Below are 17,880 nucleotides of genomic sequence, written 5' to 3'. Positions count from 1 at the left end.
CTCGAAGCGAACGCGCCCGACCCGAACCCCGTCGTGACCCCCTCGCACGGGACCGCCGGTACGGGCAGCGGCCCCGGACGCCCACGAGCGCCGCCGAGGCTGCGCACTGTCATCGAATCGGGCATACTGTGGCGCGTCACAGCCGATCACACGGCTGTCTGTGCGGAGCTTCCCGCAATCCAGCTGACGAACAGGACCACCGTGTTGAGGATTCCCCAGCAGCGGTGCCGTGCCGCCGACGGCACGGCCCGCCCGCGCATCAACCCCGGTCCGGGGAAGAGGTCCTCTTGAGGCACGGTGTGCGACTGGCCATCGACCCGGGCAACGCCCGCATCGGAGTGGCCGCCAGCGACCCCAGTGGTACTCTCGCGAGCCCGGTGGAGACCATCCCGCGCGGCCGGGGCGACAAGCAGCGCATCGCCCTGCTGGTCCTCGAGCGCGAGGCTCGGGAGGTCGTCGTGGGCTACCCGGCCTCGCTCTCGGGCGAGGAGGGCCCCGCGGCCCGTTCCGCCAGGGAGTTCGCCAACGCACTCGCCGTACACCTGTACCCCGTCCCCGTCCGCCTGGTCGACGAGCGCCTCACCACGGTGACGGCGCAGAGCCAGTTGCTCTCCGGGGCCTCCTTCGCGAAGAAGGGGGCCAGGGGCGGTCGGGCCCGCAGGTCGGTCATCGACCAGGCGGCGGCCACCGTCCTGCTCCAGAGCGCCTTGGACCAGGAACGGTCAACAGGCCAGCCCCCGGGCGAGATCGTCCGCTCCAGCCAGGGAGAATGATGAACGACAGGGATGACTACCCCGACAATCCCTATCGTGGACGTAACGAACGCGAGCGCGGTTACGACTACGACCCGCTCAGCGACCCGCTGCCCGCCCAGCCGCCCTCGCGCGGACGGCGGGCGCGTCCTGAGCCCCCGGCCAGGGGCGACGCCCCCACCCCCCCCGACGCCGCCGACCCCGGTGCGGGCACCGGCGGGTTCCGCCGCACCGGGCCCGGCACGGACGAGTTCCGCACGCCCCGGTACGCGCCCCGGGCCGACGGCGAGTACGACCCGCTGAGCCCCGACGCCCCGCCCCCCGGGCGCCGGCGCCGGGCCGAGCCGCCGACCGAGCCCCCGCCGGGACAGCCCCGCCGCACGGGAGCCGCCGACGCGCTGCGAGGAGGGCGGGCCGCGCGCTCCGGAGCCAACCGGTCGCGGGACGCCGACGAGCCGGGGACCGGGGACCGCGCACAGCCGCAGGACCCCTCCCGCGCGCGCCGCGGTCCGGCCGCCGACCCCACCCAGGACGCGCTCGCGGCGCTCGCCAACCTGGGCGCGCCCTCGACGCCCGCCCGCCCCGCCGACGAGCCCGCGCCGCCCCGGGACCGCGCCGCGGACGAGCTCCCGCCCCGGCGCGGGCGCCGGAGCCAGGCCGGGCCCGAACCCGAGCCCCGGCGCCGTCGGGGCGCTCCCGTGGAGGAGGGTCCCGCCGACACCGGCGCCGTGCCGGTGGAGGAGGAGACGTCCGGTCGCAGGGGCCGTCGCAAGCGCGGTCGCCGCGACGACGAGCCGACCGGCGGTTTCCTGGACGACGCCCCCGAGGACGGCGGTGCCTTCGCCCCGGAGGGGCGATCGCGTACCGAGGGCCTCGCGGACACCGGCGCGCTCCCGGCCTCCGAGCCGCCCGCGGGCCGCCGGGGAGGCCGGCGCCGTCGGGGCGCTCCCGTGGAGGAGGGTCCCGCCGACACCGGCGCCGTGCCGGTGGAGGAGGAGAGGTCCGGTCGCAGGGGCCGTCGCAAGCGCGGTCGCCGCGACGACGAGCCGACCGGCGGTTTCCTGGACGACGCCCCCGAGGACAGCGGCGCCTTCGACTCGGGGAGCTTCCCCGGTCTGACCGGTTCCGCCGACACGGGCGCGTTCGCCGCGGTGCCCGGACCGACCCGCCGCCGTGCCCGCCGCGCGCGGGCCGAGCGCGACGAGGAGGAGCCACGCGGCGCCGCCCGCGACCCCGAGCCGGAGGAGGAGACGCCCTCCGGCGCCTTCGACGAGGTGGAGGAGGCGCCCCGGAGCCGCCGCGGCGGGCACCGCCGCAGGCGGGGCGCCCCGGTGGAGGAGGCGCCCCCCGAGGCGGACGCCGCCCACGACGGGGAAGAGGACGCCGACCCGGGTGCGGACGCCTCCGGGGAGGAGCCCGAGCCCGAACCGGCCGGCCGCCGGAGCCGCCGCAGGCGCGGCGGGGACGACGGGGACGGGGAGCCCGAGGGGCGCCGGAGCCGCCGCAGGCGCGGCGGCCGCCGCGCCGAGGAGCCCGAGGAGGAGCCCGAGGAGTACGAGGAGCCCGCGCTCGCCGACATCGCCGAGGCCTACGGCGGCGGCCGCAGCAGCCGCAAGAAGGCCAAGGAGCTCAAGCGGGCCCGCGCCAACGCGAACCGCAGGGGCAAGGGCCGCCGCGGCATGAGCAAGGGCCTGATGATCGTCCTGGTCCTCGTCCTGATCCTGGTGGTCGGGGGCGGCGGCTACGCCGTCATGCGCACCTACGTCTTCCCGGAGGACTTCTCCGGCGAGGGCAGCGGCGAGGTCGTGTTCGTGATCGAGGACGGGCAGAGCGGTTCCGCCATCGCGGGCAACCTCGCCGACCAGGGCGTCGTCGCCAGCTCCCGGGCGTTCGTCAACGCCCTGGACGCCGTCCCCGAGGACGAGATCGGCGACGGCCTGGTCCCCGGCACGTACGCCCTGGCCGAGGGGATGAGCGGCGAGGCGGCCGTGGCCGCGCTGCTCGACCCCGCGAGCCGCCTGGGCGGACAGGTCACCATCCGGGAGGGCCTGCGCAACGAGCAGGTGCTCCAGGAACTCGCCGACCGGACCGGCGTCCCCCTGGAGGAGCTCCAGGCGGCGCACGAGCAGACCGACGAGCTCGGCCTCCCCGACTACGCGACGGAGGGGTCCGCCGGCTACCTCTTCCCGGCGACCTACCGGTTCGACCCGGGGACCGAGGCCATGTCCATGCTGAAGACCATGGTCACCCACCACCGCAACGTCACCGAGGAGATGGGGCTGGAGGAGCGGGCCGAGGAGGCCGGCTACGACCCCAACGAGATCATGGCCATGGCGTCCATCATCCAGGCCGAGAGCGGCAAGGCCGAGGACATGCCGATGATCTCCCGGGTGATCTACAACCGCCTGGACATCGGCATGAACCTCGGCATGGACAGCACCTGCTTCTACGCCATCGGCGAGTACGGCATCGCGCTGAACAACGACCAGCTCGCCCAGTGCGAGGCGGACACCAGCGGGTTCGACACCTACCACAAGAGCGGTCTGCCCCCCGGCCCGTTCGTCGCCCCGGGGGAGGACGCCCTCGAGGCCGCCCTCGAACCGGCGGAGGGCGACTGGCTGTACTTCGTCGCCACCGACCCGGAGAACGGGGTCACCGAGTTCGCCTCCACGGAGGCGGAGTTCAACGAGCTCAAGGCCAGGTTCGAGGAGACCTGGGGAGGCGGCGAGTAGTGCGCGCCGCAGTCCTCGGATCCCCGGTCGCGCACTCCCTCTCCCCGGTCCTGCACGCCGCCGCCTACGCGGAGATGGGACTGGAGGGGTGGTCCTACGGCCTGTACGAGTGCGGGGAGGAGGGGCTCGCCCCCTTCCTCTCCGGGCTCGGCGGCGAGTGGGCGGGGCTGTCGCTGACCATGCCCCTCAAACGCCGCGCGCTGGACCTGGCCGACACGGTCACCGACCTCGCACGCCAGGTCGGCGGCGCCAACACCCTGGTCCGCCGGGGTGCGGGCTGGGAGGCGCACAACACCGACGTCGCCGGGATCGCCGCCGCCCTCACCGAGGCCGGCGTCGCGCCGCGGGACGCGGTCGTCCTGGGCGCGGGGGCGACGGCGGCGTCCGCCGTCGCCGCGCTCCGCCTGCTGGGGGTGGACTCGGCGGTGACCGTCCTGGCCCGCGACACCGCCCGGACGGGCGAGGTGACCGCGGCGGCCCGGCGGCTCGGCCACCCGGTGGAGGTCGCCCCGCTGTCCGCGATCGACGAGTACCTGGACGCCGACCTGGTGGTCTCCTCCCTGCCCTCCGGGGCCGCGGACCGGTACGCCGAACGCCTCGCCCGCTCCCGGGCCGACCTGTTCGACGTCGTGTACGCCCCCTGGCCCACCGGCGCCGCCGAGGCGGTCGCCTCGCGCGGCGGGCGGACCGTGGGCGGCTTCCCGATGCTCTTGCACCAGGCCGTCGCCCAGGTCCGGCTGATGACCGGGGCCGCGGACGTCCCGGTGGAGGCCATGCGCGCCGCGGGCGAGGCCGAACTGGCCCGCAGGGAGGCGTCCTGAGGGTGCGCGGCCGGGAGATCGCGCGCGCGGGACGACAGGCTTCCGTCTGCTGCTATATTGGGAACGTAATCGACTTGGTCCGGTGTGTCTCACACCGGAGCCGCAAGCGGAGATGATCCTCCCACCTGCCGGGTACGGCTCGCGCAGGTTCCGGTTCTGGCGATGGAGAGCTTGCGCTCTTCTCGTCGGACGCCCGTGTCCGGGGCGTTCGGCGAGCGCGGTGCCCCTCGCCAGGAATATCCGATCGGATCACCCCGCTTGCACACGCTGGCGGGGTTTTCGCTTTACGGGGACCCCGACGCTATCGGGTGGCCCGACGGACTCGGGCGGCCCGGTCGAACAGATCGTCCGCCGCCTGGCGGACGGTCGGTCCCAGGTAATCCGAGAAAGCTAGGGAGGGGTCTCATCAGCGCCGAGCCCCGTATCAATGACCGCATCCGGGTGCCCGAGGTCCGTCTCGTCGGACCCAACGGTGAGCAGGTCGGAATCGTCTCCGTGCAGGACGCCCTGCGTCTGGCCCAGGAGTCCGACCTCGACCTGGTCGAGGTCGCGCCGACCGCGCGCCCGCCGGTCGCCAAGCTGATGGACTACGGCAAGTTCAAGTACGAGTCCGCGGTCAAGGCCCGCGAATCGCGCAAGAACCAGTCGAACACGATCATCAAGGAGATCAAGCTCCGCCCGAAGATCGATCCGCACGACTACGAGACCAAGAAGGGTCACGTCGTCCGGTTCCTCAAGAGCGGGGACAAGGTCAAGGTGACGATCATGTTCCGCGGCCGCGAGCAGTCCCGCCCCGAGCTGGGCCGCCGGCTGCTGGCAAGGCTGGCCGAGGACGTCCAGGACCTTGGCACCGTGGAATCGCAGCCCAAGCAGGACGGCCGCAACATGGTCATGGTGATCGGCCCGCACAAGCGGCGGTCCGAGCACAAGGCCGAGGCCCGTGCGGCGGCGGGGGACAAGACCCGCCGCGAGCAGGGCGAAGCCGTCTAGCGGCGGACGTAGTCCCCCACCGCCCGGACGCCGGGAAGGCACCGGGTGGTGGGGTGGGCTGTGCGGACACGGCCAGGATGCGTCGGGGTACCGGCGCGCAGGGGTCCCCGCTGTAGCAGCGGAAGAACCGTGCCCTCCGCCTCGCGCGGGTGGCACGCCGACGGAGTAGGAGACACGGCGAACATGCCGAAGAACAAGACCCACAGTGGGGCCAAGGACCGCTTCAAGGTCACCGGCTCCGGCAAGATCATGCGCCGCCGTGCCAACAAGAACCACATCCTTGAGCACAAGACCTCCAAGCGCAAGCGCAAGCTGGGCAACGAGGCCGTGCTTTCTCCCGCGGACACCAAGAGCATCAAGAAGCTTCTCGGCAAGTAGGACCGAGGACCTTCCCCTTCCTCCCGGAAGCGCCCACGTGCGGGGTCCAGCCAGCACGGTGACGGCCCCCGGGAGGGGACAACCCGAAGCGAACACGGCCGCCGGGCTTCTCAGAGCCGGGCCGGTCGGCGCGCCGCGCGCGCCGGAAGACACAACGAGGGAGTCACAGTGGCACGCGTGAAGCGGGCTCTCAACGCCAAGAAGAAGCGCAAGGTCGTTCTCGACCGGGCGAGCGGCTACCGCGGGCAGCGTTCGCGCCTGTACCGCAAGGCCAAGGAGCAGATGCTCCACTCGATGACCTACTCCTACCGGGACCGCAAGGACCGGAAGGGGCAGTTCCGTCGCCTGTGGATCCAGCGCATCAACGCTGCCTCCCGCGCCAACGGCCTCACCTACAACCGCTTCATGCAGGGCCTGAAGCTGGCCGGCATCGAGGTCGACCGTCGCATGCTGGCCGAGCTGGCCGTCAACGACGAGGCCGCGTTCGCGACCCTGGTGGAGTCGGCCAAGAAGGCCCTCCCCGCCGAGGCCGCCGCGTAACCGGTCCAGGACTGAGCAGCGAGTAGCGATGGCGAGCCACGAGTTCACGAGTATCCGGTCACCCAGGATCAAGGGGGTTCGGCGGCTCGCCAAACGCACCTTCCGCCAACGTGAGCGGCGCTTCCTCGCGGAGGGGCCGCAGGCCGTGCGGGAGGCGCTCGCCCCGGCGGGCGGCGGGCGGTCCCCCCGGGGCGGGACCGCCCCCGGTGTGGTGGAGGTCTACGCCACGGCGGAGGCCATGCAGCGCCACATCGACCTGGTGGACGCCGCCCGGGAGGCGGGCGTCCCCACCCACAGGGTCAGCCTGGACGTGATGTCGGAGCTGGCCCAGACGGTGACCCCCCAGGGGATCATCGCGATCTGCGAGTTCGTCGACGTCCCCCTGAGCGAGGTCGGCGACGTCCGACTCGCGGTCGTCCTCTCCCACGTCAGGGACCCCGGGAACGCGGGCACGGTGCTGCGCACCGCCGACGCGGCCGGGGCGGACGTCGTCATCTTCACCGACGCCTCCGTCGACCCCTACAACGGCAAGTGCGTGAGGGCCTCCGCCGGGAGCCTGTTCCACCTTCCCGTGGTCGTGGGCGTGCCGGTGGCGAGCGCCGTGGACTTCCTCCACGGCAGGGGCGCCAAGGTGTGGGCCGCCGACGGCGGCGGGACGAGGGACCTCCACGGCGTCGCCGACGGCGGTGACCTGGACGGTCCGGTCGGATGGGTGTTCGGCAACGAGGCCTGGGGCCTGCCGGAGGAGATCGTCGCCCTGACGGACGGAGCGGTGAGCGTTCCGATCTACGGCGGGGCCGAAAGCCTGAATCTGGCCACGGCCGCCGCCGTGTGCCTCTACACCACCGCACGGCAGCAGAGACGTTCCTGACCCCGGTCCGGGGCCGTCGGATCATGCCAGCTCACACACCGATTCATCACTCCGGGTAATCGACCTCGGGGGTGTCGAAGACGGGTGTTCCACCCCATCCGCTCCCTGTGAGCGAGCGGTCACGGTCTGCCCCTTCCACCCGAAATGCACGTGCACGGGGCCCGAGTGCAGATAGGGTCTGACCAGGATCACGGAGGTTCGTGCGCGTCGTGCGCGAACCCGGGCCGCCCTGTCCGCGCCGTGGGCGGGGCGCCGTGCGGCACGCCGTCACCGGGCAGGCTTGACGACACCGCGTGAGCAGACCTCGCACGGGGAGGGCGACGACGCCCGTCCCCGGGCGGCGGGACTCGCGGAGGGTGCTTGTACGCTCGTCCCCGTCGTACGCCCCGACCCGGGCCGCAAGGCGTACCAGGTGGAAGTGCAGGGTAGACAACCTGCGGTGGTGCCCGCGGGGTTTCGCGGACGCGGCCGGTCAGCGGTCCTCGGCCCAGGAGCCTGCGGTCGTGGACCTTCAAGGGGAGCGGGGAGAGGCGTGGGCAGCGGCCGGAAGGCGGATCACCCGGCGGAGGACTCGGGCGGCGGAGCCGCCCACCCGTCGGACGACCCCGGGCAGGGAGCCGACCCCGCCTCCGCCGAGGCGGCCGCGGTACGCGGATCCTCCCCCCGGGCCGGCTCCGCACCGCGGAACGAGCCCCCCTCCGTCGCCCTCATGGACGTCGCCGGGGCCTCCGCGGGCCTGGCCGGAGCCCCCCTGCACGCCGACGACCTGCCCGACGGGGTCGTCGTCGCCGACGCCGCGGGCCGCGTCGTCCTCTTCAACACCCAGGCCGCGCAGCTCACCGGCGTCCCCGCCGACGCGGCGCTGGGCCGCGACTACCGCGCCGTCCTGCCCCTAGTCGGCCACGACGGCCAGGACTGGTGGGAGGCCAGCGACCCCTACGGCGGCGCCCGCGACCGCGTCCGCCAGCCCGAACGGGCCCTCTTCCTGCCGGACGAGCGCGAGATACTGGTCGCCGCGCGCTACGTCCGTGCCCGGCCGGGCGGAGAGCTCGTCCGCCTGGTCCTGACCCTCCGCGACGCCTCCACCCGGGCCGAGCGCAGCCGCGCCGACCTGGTGTCGGAGGTCGCCCACGAACTGCGCTCCCCCCTGACCAGCGTCAAGGGCTTCACCTCCACCCTGCTCGCCAAGTGGGAGAGGCTCACCGACAAACAGAAGCTGTTCATGCTGGAGACGGTCAACGCCGACGCCGACCGCGTCACCCGCCTCATCCACGACCTCCTCGACGTGTCACGCATCGAGTCGGGGCGCCTGGAGATCCGCCGCCAGGTCGTCGACCTCCCCGGCGCCGTGCGCCGGGTCGTCGCCGGATACGTCACGGCGGGCGAGTCGGAGGAGCGCTTCCGGGTCGAGGCCCGCGGAGAGCTCCCGCAGATGTGGATCGACTCCGACAAACTCCACCAGATACTGTCCAACCTCGTCGAAAACGGGGTGCGGCACGGCGCTGGTACTGTCAGTATCGTGATCGAGCCGTGCGAGGGAGGAACAGCGGTGTCGGTGCGCGACGAAGGCCAGGGCATAGCGCCCGAGACCATTCCGCGCGTCTTCCGCCAGTTCTGGCGCAGCAAGCGCCGGAGCGGGACCGGCCTCGGCCTGTTCATCGTCAAGGGCCTCGTCGAGGCCCACGGCGGCACGATCACCGTCGGACGCGCCCCCAGCGGCGGCGCGGAGTTCCGATTTACCATGCCCGCCGGGACGCCCGAGTTCGTCTGAGCCCTCAGACCTCCAGCGCCCCCGGTGGGCTCCACGGCGTGTCCCGGACCCGGCAACAGGTCCTTACCCGGGCATGCTCGACATCCGCCTGTGCTCTTCTGTCGGCTTCGTCCGCCCCGTCGCGGACCGTGACTGCCGCCCGACCCCTTGGCGGGGGACGGCGGCGAGGCAACCAACCATGTCTGCACCGAACAATTCCTTCGACCCGGTCGAGGTGACCCCCCTGCACCCCGACGAGGTCGCCCGCATGCGCGAGGAGGCGCTGGCCGCCATCGAGGCCGCCGGCGACCTCGCCGAACTCAAGGAGGTCCGGCTCGCACACGCCTCGGACCGCTCCCCGCTGGCCCTGGCCAACAGGGAGATCGGCGCCCTGCCGCCGGCCGCGAAGGCCGACGCGGGCAAGCGCGTGGGCGGTGCCCGCCGCGACGTCGGCCAGGCGCTCAAGGCCCGCCAGGCCGTCCTGGAGACCGAGCGCGACGAGCGGGTCCTCATCGAGGAGCGCGTCGACGTCACCCTGCCGTGGGACCGCGCACCGCGCGGCGCCCGCCACCCGCTGACCACCATCGCCGAGCGCATGGCCGACATCTTCGTCGGCCTGGGGTTCGAGGTCGCCGAGGGCCCCGAGGTGGAGGCCGAGTGGTTCAACTTCGACGCGCTCAACTTCCAGCCCGACCACCCCGCCCGCACGATGCAGGACACCTTCTTCGTCGAGGGGCCCGACGGCGGCGAGTCCGGCCTGGTCATGCGTACCCACACCTCGCCGGTGCAGGTCCGCGCGCTGCTGTCGCGCGAGCTGCCGGTGTACGTGGTCGCCCCCGGGAAGACCTTCCGCACCGACGAGCTGGACGCCACCCACACCCCGGTCTTCCACCAGCTGGAGGGCCTGGTCGTCGACCGCGGCATCACGCTCGCGCACCTGCGCGGCGCCATCGACGCCTTCGTCGAGACCATGTTCGGGGCCGGGCTGCGGACCCGCTTCCGCGCCTCCTACTTCCCGTTCACCGAGCCCTCCGCCGAGGTGGACATGGAGTGCTTCGTCTGCCGCGGCGCGTCCGTGGGCGACCCGGACGCACCCTGCCGCACCTGCTCCAGCGAGGGCTGGATCGAGATCGGTGGCTGCGGAGTGGTGAACCCGCGCGTGCTCACCGCCGCGGGGGTGGACCCGGAGGTCTACAGCGGCTGGGCCTTCGGCCTCGGAATCGAACGGACACTGATGTTCGCGCACGGCGTGCGCGACATGCACGACATGGTCGAGGGCGACATCCGCTTCACCTCGGCGTTCGGGAGTGAGAACTGATGCGCGTCCCCCTTTCCTGGCTGCGTGAGTACGTCGACCTCCCGGCCGACGTCACCGCGCGCGCCCTCGCTGACCGGCTGACCCTGGCCGGCCTCGAGGTCGAGACCGTCGACGAGCTCGGCTCCGACGTCAAGGGCCCCGTCGTCTACGGGCGGGTGCTGGAGATCGAGGAGCTCACCGGCTTCAAGAAGCCCATCCGCCACTGCCGCGTGGACGTCGGCGACGCCAACGGCACCGGCGAGCCCCAGGAGATCATCTGCGGCGCCCGCAACTTCGCGGAGGGCGACCTCGTCGTCACGAGTCTGCCCGGGGCCGAGCTGGCCGGCGGGTTCCGGATCGGAGCGCGCAAGACCTACGGCAGGATGTCCGCGGGCATGATCTGCTCGGCCTCCGAGCTCGGCCTGTGGGACGACCACAGCGGCATCATCGTGCTCCCCGAGGGCTCCGGCGCCCCGGGCGAGGACGCCATCGGCCCCCTGGGCCTGCGCGAGGACGTTCTCGACATCGCCGTCACGCCCGACCGGGGCTACGCGCTGTCCCTGCGCGGCGTCGCCCGCGACACCGCCGCCCTCTACGGTGTGGACTTCCGCGACCCCGCCGACGTGGCCGTCGCCGCACCCACCGGTGAGGGCCGGGCGGCCGAGGTCGACCCGGCGCTGTGCGACAGCTACGTCCTGCGCGGCGCCACGGGGTTCGACCCCGAGGCGCCCACCCCGCTGTGGATGAAGCGCCGCCTGCACCAGAGCGGCGTACGGCCGATCTCCCTGGCGGTCGACGTCACCAACTACGTGATGCTCGAACTCGGGCAGCCCCTGCACGCCTGGGACCGGTCCGCCCTCCGCGGCCCGCTGCGGGTCCGGGCCGCCGGGGCGGGGGAGAAGCTGGAGACCCTGGACCACGTCCAGCGCTCCCTCGACCCCGACGACATCGTCATCGCCGACGACAGCGGACCGGTCAACATCGCCGGTGTCATGGGCGGCCTGACCACGGAGATCTCCTCCACCAGCACGGAGGTGCTGGTCGAGGCGGGCCACTTCGACGCCATGCACATCGCCCGGGCCTCGCGGCGCCACCAGCTGTCCTCGGAGTCCTCCCGCCGCTTCGAGCGCGGCGTCGACTCCGCCGTGCAGCTGGTCGCGGCCACGCGCGCGGCCGAACTCCTCGCCGAGCTGGGCGGCGCGGCCGTCGAGACGGCCTACACCCACATCGACCGGACCACCGGGCGCGAGCCCGTCACCGTGCGGGCCTCGCACGCGGGCTCCGTCGCCGGTGTGGACTACCCCGAGGGCACCGCCCGGACGTGGCTGCGGCGCATCGGCTGCCGTGTCGAGGAGGAGGGCGACGTCCTCCGGGTCACCCCGCCCACCTGGCGGCCCGACCTCACCGACCCCAACGACCTCGCCGAGGAGGTCATCCGCTTCGAGGGCTACGAGAACATCCCCTCGATCCCGCCGCGCGCCAGGAGCGGGCGCGGACTCACCGCCGGGCAGCGCCTGCGCCGTGCGGTCGGCCGCACCCTCGCCGACGCCGGGTACCACGAGGTGCTCAACTACCCGTTCGTGGGCCAGCGCGACCTCGACGGCCTCCAGCTCCCCGACGACGACGGGCGCCGCGTCGCCCTGCGCCTGGCCAACCCCCTCAACGAGGAGGAGCCGCTGCTGCGCACCACGCTGCTGCCGGGCCTGTTCAAGGCGCTGGCCCGCAACGTGGGACGGGGCTTCACCGACGTGGCGCTGTTCGAGACCGGCCTGGTCTACCGGCCCCGCCAGGGGGCCGGCCGGGCCCCGCTGCTGCCGGTGGACCGCGGCCCGGGGGCGGAGGAACTCGCCGAGATCGACGCCGCCGTGCCCGAGCAGCCGCGCCGCGTGGGGGCGGTGCTGGCCGGCGACTTCGAGCGCGCCGGATGGTGGGGACCCGGTCGCGCGGCGACGTGGGCCGACGCGGTCCAGGCCGCCCGGGACGTCGCACGGACCGCCGGGGTCGAGCTGGAGGTCGAGGCCGACCAGCACGCCCCCTGGCACCCGGGCCGCTGCGCCGCGCTCTACGTGCGGGTCGGCGGCGAGCGCCTGCTCGTCGGACACGCGGGTGAGCTCCACCCGCGCACGGTGAAGGCGTTCGGGCTGCCCGAGCGGTCCGCTGCCGTCGAGGTGGACCTGGACCGGATCGAGCGCGCCCGCCCGCCGGTCGTCGCCCCCGAGGTGTCCACCTACCCCGTCGCCACCCAGGACGTGGCGCTGGCCGTGGACGCGTCGGTCCCGGTCGGCCTCGTCAGCGCGGCCCTGGCCGAGGGCGCGGGCGAGCTGCTGGAGAGCGTGCGGCTGTTCGACGTCTACACGGGGGAGCAGGTCGGGGAGGGGCGCAAGTCCGTCGCCTTCACCCTGAGGTTCCGTGCGGGGGACCGGACGCTGACGGCGGAGGAGGCGGGCGCGGCCCGCGACGCCGCCGTGGCCCTGGCGGCCGAGCGCACCGGCGCCGTCCTGCGCGGCTGAGGTCCGCGGCGCCCGGGTCGGCGGACCCGGGCGCCGGCAGGCGGGGCCGGCCACTTCCCCGAAGGGGAGTGACCGGCCCCGCTCCTCTGTGTTAAGACAGTGCTGCGGGACGTCGTCACCTGGGCTCGCGCATGGCGAAACGCCTCGCGGGGGAGCCCGGATCCCGGACTATTTTCAGCCCTGTTTTTCCAGCCCAGTAAGGGTTTTGGTGCCAATCCCCCCGGGTAGCCGGAATGAAGTTTGGGTTTCGGGGCATGAATCTTCGTTTTGTCTCTTGCTGTGAGGTGGGTCGCAAGCTTAGCCTGCAAGCACCTGCCGCACACGGGCGCCCGGTGCAGGTCGGATCAACCTGAGTTTTCCGCTGCGCGCTTGCGCATGACACGGCTCGGAGGTCGCCATATGACCGAAACGGTTGTCTCGTCCGCGCTCACTCCCAAGGAGCACAGGGAGCCCAGCCGTCTCTGGCACACTTTCTGCGACATGAACACCGTGGCCAGGGGCCCCGAGTTCATGGTGGCCCGCGCCGAGGGCGTGTGGCTGTGGGACGCGTCCGGGGACCGGTACCTCGACGGCACGGCCAGCCTCTGGTACTGCAACGTCGGGCACGGACGCACCGAGATCGCGGACGCCGTCCACCGCCAGATCAGCACCCTGGACGCCTACACCGTCTACGGGGACTTCTCCAACGGCCCCGCCGTGGAGCTCAGCGAACGACTGGCCGCCCACGCGCCGGTCGCCGACCCCCGGGTGATCCTCACCTCCGGGGGCGGGGAGGCCATCGAGACCGCCGCCAAGCTCGCCCGCCGCTACTGGGCGGTGACGGGACAGCCCGGACGCACGCATCTCATCAGCCGGACCGGCGGCTACCACGGGCTGCACGGCTTCGGGACGAGCATCGCCGGCACGGACCGCTTCCGCCACGGCTACGGCAGGGTGGTCGAGGACACCTCGGTGGTGCCGCACGACTCGGCGGCGGCGCTGGAGGCCGAGATCCTGCGGGTGGGACCGGAGCGGGTCGCGGCCTACTTCGCGGAGCCGGTGATCGGCTCGGGCGGCGTCCACCCGCCCGGGGAGGGCTACTTCACCGAGGTCGCCCGGATCTGCCGCAAGTACGGCGTGCTGTTCATCGTCGACAGCGTCATCTGCGGCTTCGCCCGGCTGGGCAACTGGTTCGGTATCGAGCGGTTCGGGGTGAGCCCGGACATGGTGGTGTTCGCCAAGGGCGTCTCCAGCGGCTACCTGCCCCTGGGCGGCATCGTGGTCGGCGGACACGTGGCCGACCCGTTCTACAACGGCGAGGGCAACGCGTTCATGCACGGGACCACCTACGCCGGGCACCCGACGGCGTGTGCCGCGGCCATGGCCAACCTGGACATCCTGGAGCGCGAGGACCTCTTCACGGTGTCGCTGGAGGTGGAGCGGCACCTGGACGTCGCCCTCCAGGGGCTCGCCTCCCACCCGCTGGTGGCCGGGGTGCGCTCCGGGGTCGGCGTGATGGGCGCGGTCGAACTCACGGAGGAGGCGCTGAGCGGCCGGGGGATCACCACGGCCGAGGTGTTCGCCGAGGCGCGGGCCCGGGGCGTCATCGTGCGGGCGATTCCCACGTCGCTCCTGGTCTCGCCGCCCCTGGTCATCACCTGGGAGCAGATCGACCACCTGGTCTCCACGCTCTCCGCCGCGCTGGACGCGGTGGCCGCCCGCCACTGAGGACCGGGTCCCGCCCCATCCGGGGGGTGAGGCGGGACCCGGTCGAGGACGAGGGGACGCGCCCGAGGGGCGTTCCCGACCACCACGCCTGGTCCGTCGCGCCGACGCACCGGGCGTGACGTGTGTCCGCGAAAAAACCCTGTGCCATTTCCCAGGCTTCGAGTAATATTTACTGGGAAGATATTTCTTGAGGGTGAGATGCGCACCGGCGTCCGCCCCGGGACGGACAGGGAGTGGGCCATGACGACACAGCCGATCGACGCCGCGGCGGGCGCGGGCGACGACACGCCGGGCGACGACGACCTCATCACCGCCTGGGGCCTGGTCCACGAGGCGATGAACGTCGTCCAGCCCAAGCTCCTGGGCGGGATAACCCCGGACGGCAAGGACATGGCGGGGCCGTGGTTCGAGGTCCTCATCCGGCTCCAGCGCACCCCCGGGCACCGTCTGCCGATGAGCCGCCTGGCCCGCGAGGTCAGCCTGAGCACGGGCGGGTTCACCAAGCTCGCGGACCGGCTGGAGCGCGAGGGCTACCTGATGCGGGAGAACTGCTCCTCCGACCGCCGGGTCGTCTACGCCGCGCTCACCGAGCAGGGGCTGGACTTCATCGGCAGGGCGCGGACCAGGCACGTCGAGAGGCTGCGCGAGCACGTGCTCGCACCCCTGGGGGCCGAGGGGGTCCGGCGGCTCGCGACCATTGCGCGTACTCTCCGTGACAGCTCGTGCGGAGAATGAGTGCCGCGTGTCGGAACGCTGCGTAGCCGAATCCTTGCTCTCGGGGCGGGTGCGTCCGTGGGGCGGCGGGGAAACATCCCATGGATCCACGTTCCCGTGTAGGTTGGCGGGAGTTCGTGGGTCCCGCGCGGGGATGGGCCGTGGGCACGCAAGGTTCCGGGGGGAATGATGAGACCGTTCACCACTGCGGCGCAGATGAGGCCGATTCCCCGGTCCTCACGATTCGCGAACGGGGGCGTTTCCTTCTGGTTCCGGGACATCGGGCTCCCCGAGCGCAGACCGTCCCTCCCCGGGTCGGCCGACTACGACGTCTGCGTGGTCGGAGCCGGTTACACGGGCCTGTGGACCGCCTACTACCTCAAGAAGGCGCAGCCGGATCTGCGAGTGGCCGTCGTCGAACGTGAGTTCGCAGGGTTCGGCGCCTCGGGTCGTAACGGAGGGTGGCTCTCGGCGGAGTTCTCCGGTTCCCGCGAACGCTACGCGCAGTCACACGGCAAGTCCCCGATGATCGCTCTCCAGCGGGTCATGATGGAGACCGTGAACGAGGTGGTCTCCGTCACGGAGGCCGAGGGGATCGACGCCGACCTCGTGCGCGGCGGCATGCGCCTGGTCGCCACGAACGCGGCGCAGCAGGAGCGCCTGACCGCCGAGATCGAGTACCTGCAGGAGTGGGGCTACTGGCCCGACGACATCCACCTCCTCGCGCACGACCACGAGCCGCGGCTGTCCGTGGCCGGGGCCGTCGCCTCGGCCCACTCCCCGCACGCCGCGCGCGTGCACCCCGCCAAGCTGGTCACGGGCCTGGCCCGCGTGGTGGCCGGCCTGGGCGTCGACGTCTTCGAGGACACGGCCGTCGAGGAGATCCGGCCCCGTCTGGGCGCGGCCCGCCCCGCGGTCGTCACCGACCACGGCACGGTCACCGCCGACCACGTCGTCCGCGCGACCGAGGGTTTCACCTCCGCCCTGCGCGGTCAGCGCCGCGAGTGGATCCCCATGCGCTCCTCGATGATCGTCACGGAGCCGGTGCCAGCCGAGCTGTGGGAGAAGATCGGCTGGGAGGGGCGCGAGGTCCTGGGGGACGCGGCCCACGCCTACGTCTACGCCCAGCGCACGGCGGACGACCGCATCGCCATCGGCGGACGCGGAGTGCCGCACCGCCCCGGGGCCGGCCAGGACGGATCCACCCCGCCGCAGGAGATCGCCGACCTGTGGCGCGCCCTCACCCGGATGTTCCCCGACGTGGCCGACGTGCCCGTCGAGCACGCCTGGTCCGGGCTGCTCGGGGTCCCGCGCGACTGGTGCCCGAGCGTGCACATGGACGCCGGCTCCGGCCTGGGCTGGGCCGGCGGATACGCGGGCAGCGGGGTGGCCGCGGCCAACCTCGCCGGCCGCACGCTGCGGGACCTGGTCCTGGGCCGCCGGACGGAGCTGACCCGCCTGCCGTGGGTCGGCCACCAGGTGCGGGGCTGGGAGCCCGAGCCCCTGCGCTGGGCGGGCACGAGGGTCGTCCACGGCCTCTACCGCACCGCGGACCGCCGCGAGTCCAGGACCGAGGACAAGGGGCACACCTCCCGCCTCGCGGGCATCGCCTCCCGTATCGCCCGCCGCTGAGTCCGCCCGGCGGCCCCGGGCCGCGCTCCGCGCCTCCCCCCGCCCCCGCCCCTCCTCCCGGGGGGCGCCCCGAACTGGGTTGCATAAATTTGCAGTGGGATGCATGATAGTCCAGTCAGACGAGACGAGGGGGAGCGGCATGGGATACAGCGCGGCGATCGCCGGGGCCAGCGGCTACGCGGGGGGCGAGCTGCTCCGACTGCTCCTCGGCCACCCCGAGATCGAGATCGGCGCGGTCACCGCCGCCAAGAACGCCGGTACCCCCCTCATCCGGCACCAGCCGCACCTGCTGCCCCTGGCCGACCGCGTCCTGGCCCCCACCGACATCGACGCGCTGAGCGGACACGACATCGTGTACCTCGCGCTGCCGCACGGCCAGTCCGCCGACATCGCGCAGCAGCTCGGCGACGACGTCCTCGTCGTCGACTGCGGAGCCGACTTCCGCCTCGAGGACCCCGAGGCGTGGGAACGCTTCTACGGAACCCCCCACGCCGGCACCTGGCCCTACGGCCTCCCGGAACTCCCCGGGCAGCGCGACCGGCTCGCCGGGGCCCGCCGCGTCGCCGTCCCCGGCTGCCACGTCACCGTCGCCACCCTGGGCCTGTTCCCCGGCCTGGCCGAGCAGCTCGTCGAGCCGGACCTGACCGTCGTCGCCGTCACCGGCACCTCCGGTGCGGGCAAGGCCCCCAAGCCCAACCTGGTGGGCAGCGAGGTCATGGGCGCGCTCAGCCCCTACGGGGTCGGCGGCGCCCACCGGCACAACCCCGAGATCGTCCAGAACCTCACCGCCGTCACCGGCGAGCCGGTCCGGCTCTCCTTCACCCCGGTCCTCGCGCCGCTGCCCCGCGGGATCCTCGCCACCTGCACCGCGCCCCTGCGGCCCGGCACCACCGCGGACCAGGTCCGAGCCGCCTACGAGACCGCCTACGCGGACGAGCCCTTCGTCCACCTGCTCCCCGAGGGGACCTGGCCCAGCACCGCCATGACGCTGGCCGCCAACACCACCCTCGTCCAGGTCACCGTCGACCCCGGGGCGGGCCGCATGGTGGCGGTCGCCGCCCTGGACAACCTCACCAAGGGCACCGCGGGCGGCGCCGTCCAGAGCACCAACATCGCCCTCGGGCTGTCCGAGACCGCAGGCCTGCCGCTCGCCGCGGTCGCCCCCTAGGACGAGGACCACACCACC

The 17,880-nt window shown here is 73.3% G+C and carries 14 protein-coding genes; all 14 read left to right on the top strand.

Annotated features, from left to right (window positions below; translation table 11 throughout):
- Positions 1–287 precede the first annotated feature (287 nt).
- The 14 genes from ruvX (at position 288) to argC (ending at position 17,862) form a co-directional block, all read left to right on the top strand.
- Positions 288–773: a Holliday junction resolvase RuvX gene (gene ruvX / locus ACIRPH_RS21530; RefSeq protein WP_267948931.1), complete on the top strand. Its 486-nt coding sequence runs from the start codon at positions 288–290 to the stop codon at positions 771–773.
- On the top strand, positions 773–3,484 hold the full coding sequence (mltG, locus tag ACIRPH_RS21525) for an endolytic transglycosylase MltG (protein ID WP_402916989.1): 2,712 nt from the start codon (positions 773–775) through the stop codon (positions 3,482–3,484). Before ruvX ends, mltG begins: the two co-directional genes overlap by 1 nt.
- Positions 3,484–4,305 (top strand): shikimate dehydrogenase, encoded by an 822-nt coding sequence (locus ACIRPH_RS21520; RefSeq protein ID WP_402916987.1) that lies wholly within the window; start codon positions 3,484–3,486, stop codon positions 4,303–4,305. The genes mltG and ACIRPH_RS21520 overlap by 1 nt, the downstream gene beginning before the upstream one ends.
- A 405-nt stretch (positions 4,306–4,710) precedes the next feature.
- Positions 4,711–5,295 carry a translation initiation factor IF-3 gene (infC, locus tag ACIRPH_RS21515; RefSeq protein ID WP_330094244.1) on the top strand — a complete coding sequence of 195 codons (585 nt, stop codon included), beginning with the start codon at positions 4,711–4,713 and terminating at the stop codon, positions 5,293–5,295.
- A gap of 183 nt (positions 5,296–5,478) precedes the next feature.
- Entirely contained in the window at positions 5,479–5,673 is a 195-nt protein-coding gene (gene rpmI, locus ACIRPH_RS21510; protein WP_267948934.1) for a 50S ribosomal protein L35, read from the top strand.
- A 168-nt stretch (positions 5,674–5,841) separates the two neighbouring features.
- Positions 5,842–6,213, top strand: a complete 372-nt coding sequence (rplT, locus tag ACIRPH_RS21505) for a 50S ribosomal protein L20 (RefSeq protein WP_378779806.1) — start codon at positions 5,842–5,844, stop codon at positions 6,211–6,213.
- A gap of 28 nt (positions 6,214–6,241) precedes the next feature.
- On the top strand, positions 6,242–7,084 hold the full coding sequence (locus tag ACIRPH_RS21500; protein WP_402916984.1) for a TrmH family RNA methyltransferase: 843 nt from the start codon (positions 6,242–6,244) through the stop codon (positions 7,082–7,084).
- A gap of 532 nt (positions 7,085–7,616) precedes the next feature.
- Positions 7,617–8,855, top strand: a complete 1,239-nt coding sequence (locus tag ACIRPH_RS21495; RefSeq protein ID WP_402916982.1) for an ATP-binding protein — start codon at positions 7,617–7,619, stop codon at positions 8,853–8,855.
- A gap of 178 nt (positions 8,856–9,033) precedes the next feature.
- The gene (gene pheS / locus ACIRPH_RS21490; protein WP_402916980.1) at positions 9,034–10,152 is read left to right on the top strand and encodes a phenylalanine--tRNA ligase subunit alpha; all 1,119 of its coding nucleotides are present in this window, start codon (positions 9,034–9,036) and stop codon (positions 10,150–10,152) included.
- Complete coding sequence (gene pheT / locus ACIRPH_RS21485; protein ID WP_402916978.1) at positions 10,152–12,641, top strand: phenylalanine--tRNA ligase subunit beta; 2,490 nt, start codon at positions 10,152–10,154, stop codon at positions 12,639–12,641. The genes pheS and pheT overlap by 1 nt, the downstream gene beginning before the upstream one ends.
- Positions 12,642–13,121: 480 nt before the next feature.
- Complete coding sequence (locus ACIRPH_RS21480) at positions 13,122–14,348, top strand: aspartate aminotransferase family protein (protein WP_402917761.1); 1,227 nt, start codon at positions 13,122–13,124, stop codon at positions 14,346–14,348.
- A 240-nt stretch (positions 14,349–14,588) separates the two neighbouring features.
- A complete protein-coding gene (locus ACIRPH_RS21475) occupies positions 14,589–15,083 on the top strand; it encodes a MarR family winged helix-turn-helix transcriptional regulator (protein WP_402916976.1) in 495 nt (164 codons plus the stop codon).
- A gap of 195 nt (positions 15,084–15,278) precedes the next feature.
- A complete protein-coding gene (locus ACIRPH_RS21470; protein WP_402916974.1) occupies positions 15,279–16,694 on the top strand; it encodes an NAD(P)/FAD-dependent oxidoreductase in 1,416 nt (471 codons plus the stop codon).
- A gap of 139 nt (positions 16,695–16,833) precedes the next feature.
- Positions 16,834–17,862, top strand: a complete 1,029-nt coding sequence (gene argC, locus ACIRPH_RS21465; RefSeq protein ID WP_402917758.1) for an N-acetyl-gamma-glutamyl-phosphate reductase — start codon at positions 16,834–16,836, stop codon at positions 17,860–17,862.
- The last annotated feature ends 18 nt before the right edge of the window (positions 17,863–17,880 follow it).

Origin of the sequence: Nocardiopsis sp. NPDC101807 (assembly GCF_044766605.1) — a bacterium.
Lineage (GTDB): Bacteria > Actinomycetota > Actinomycetes > Streptosporangiales > Streptosporangiaceae > Nocardiopsis > Nocardiopsis tropica.
This window is presented reverse-complemented; position numbering and strand designations above follow the sequence as displayed.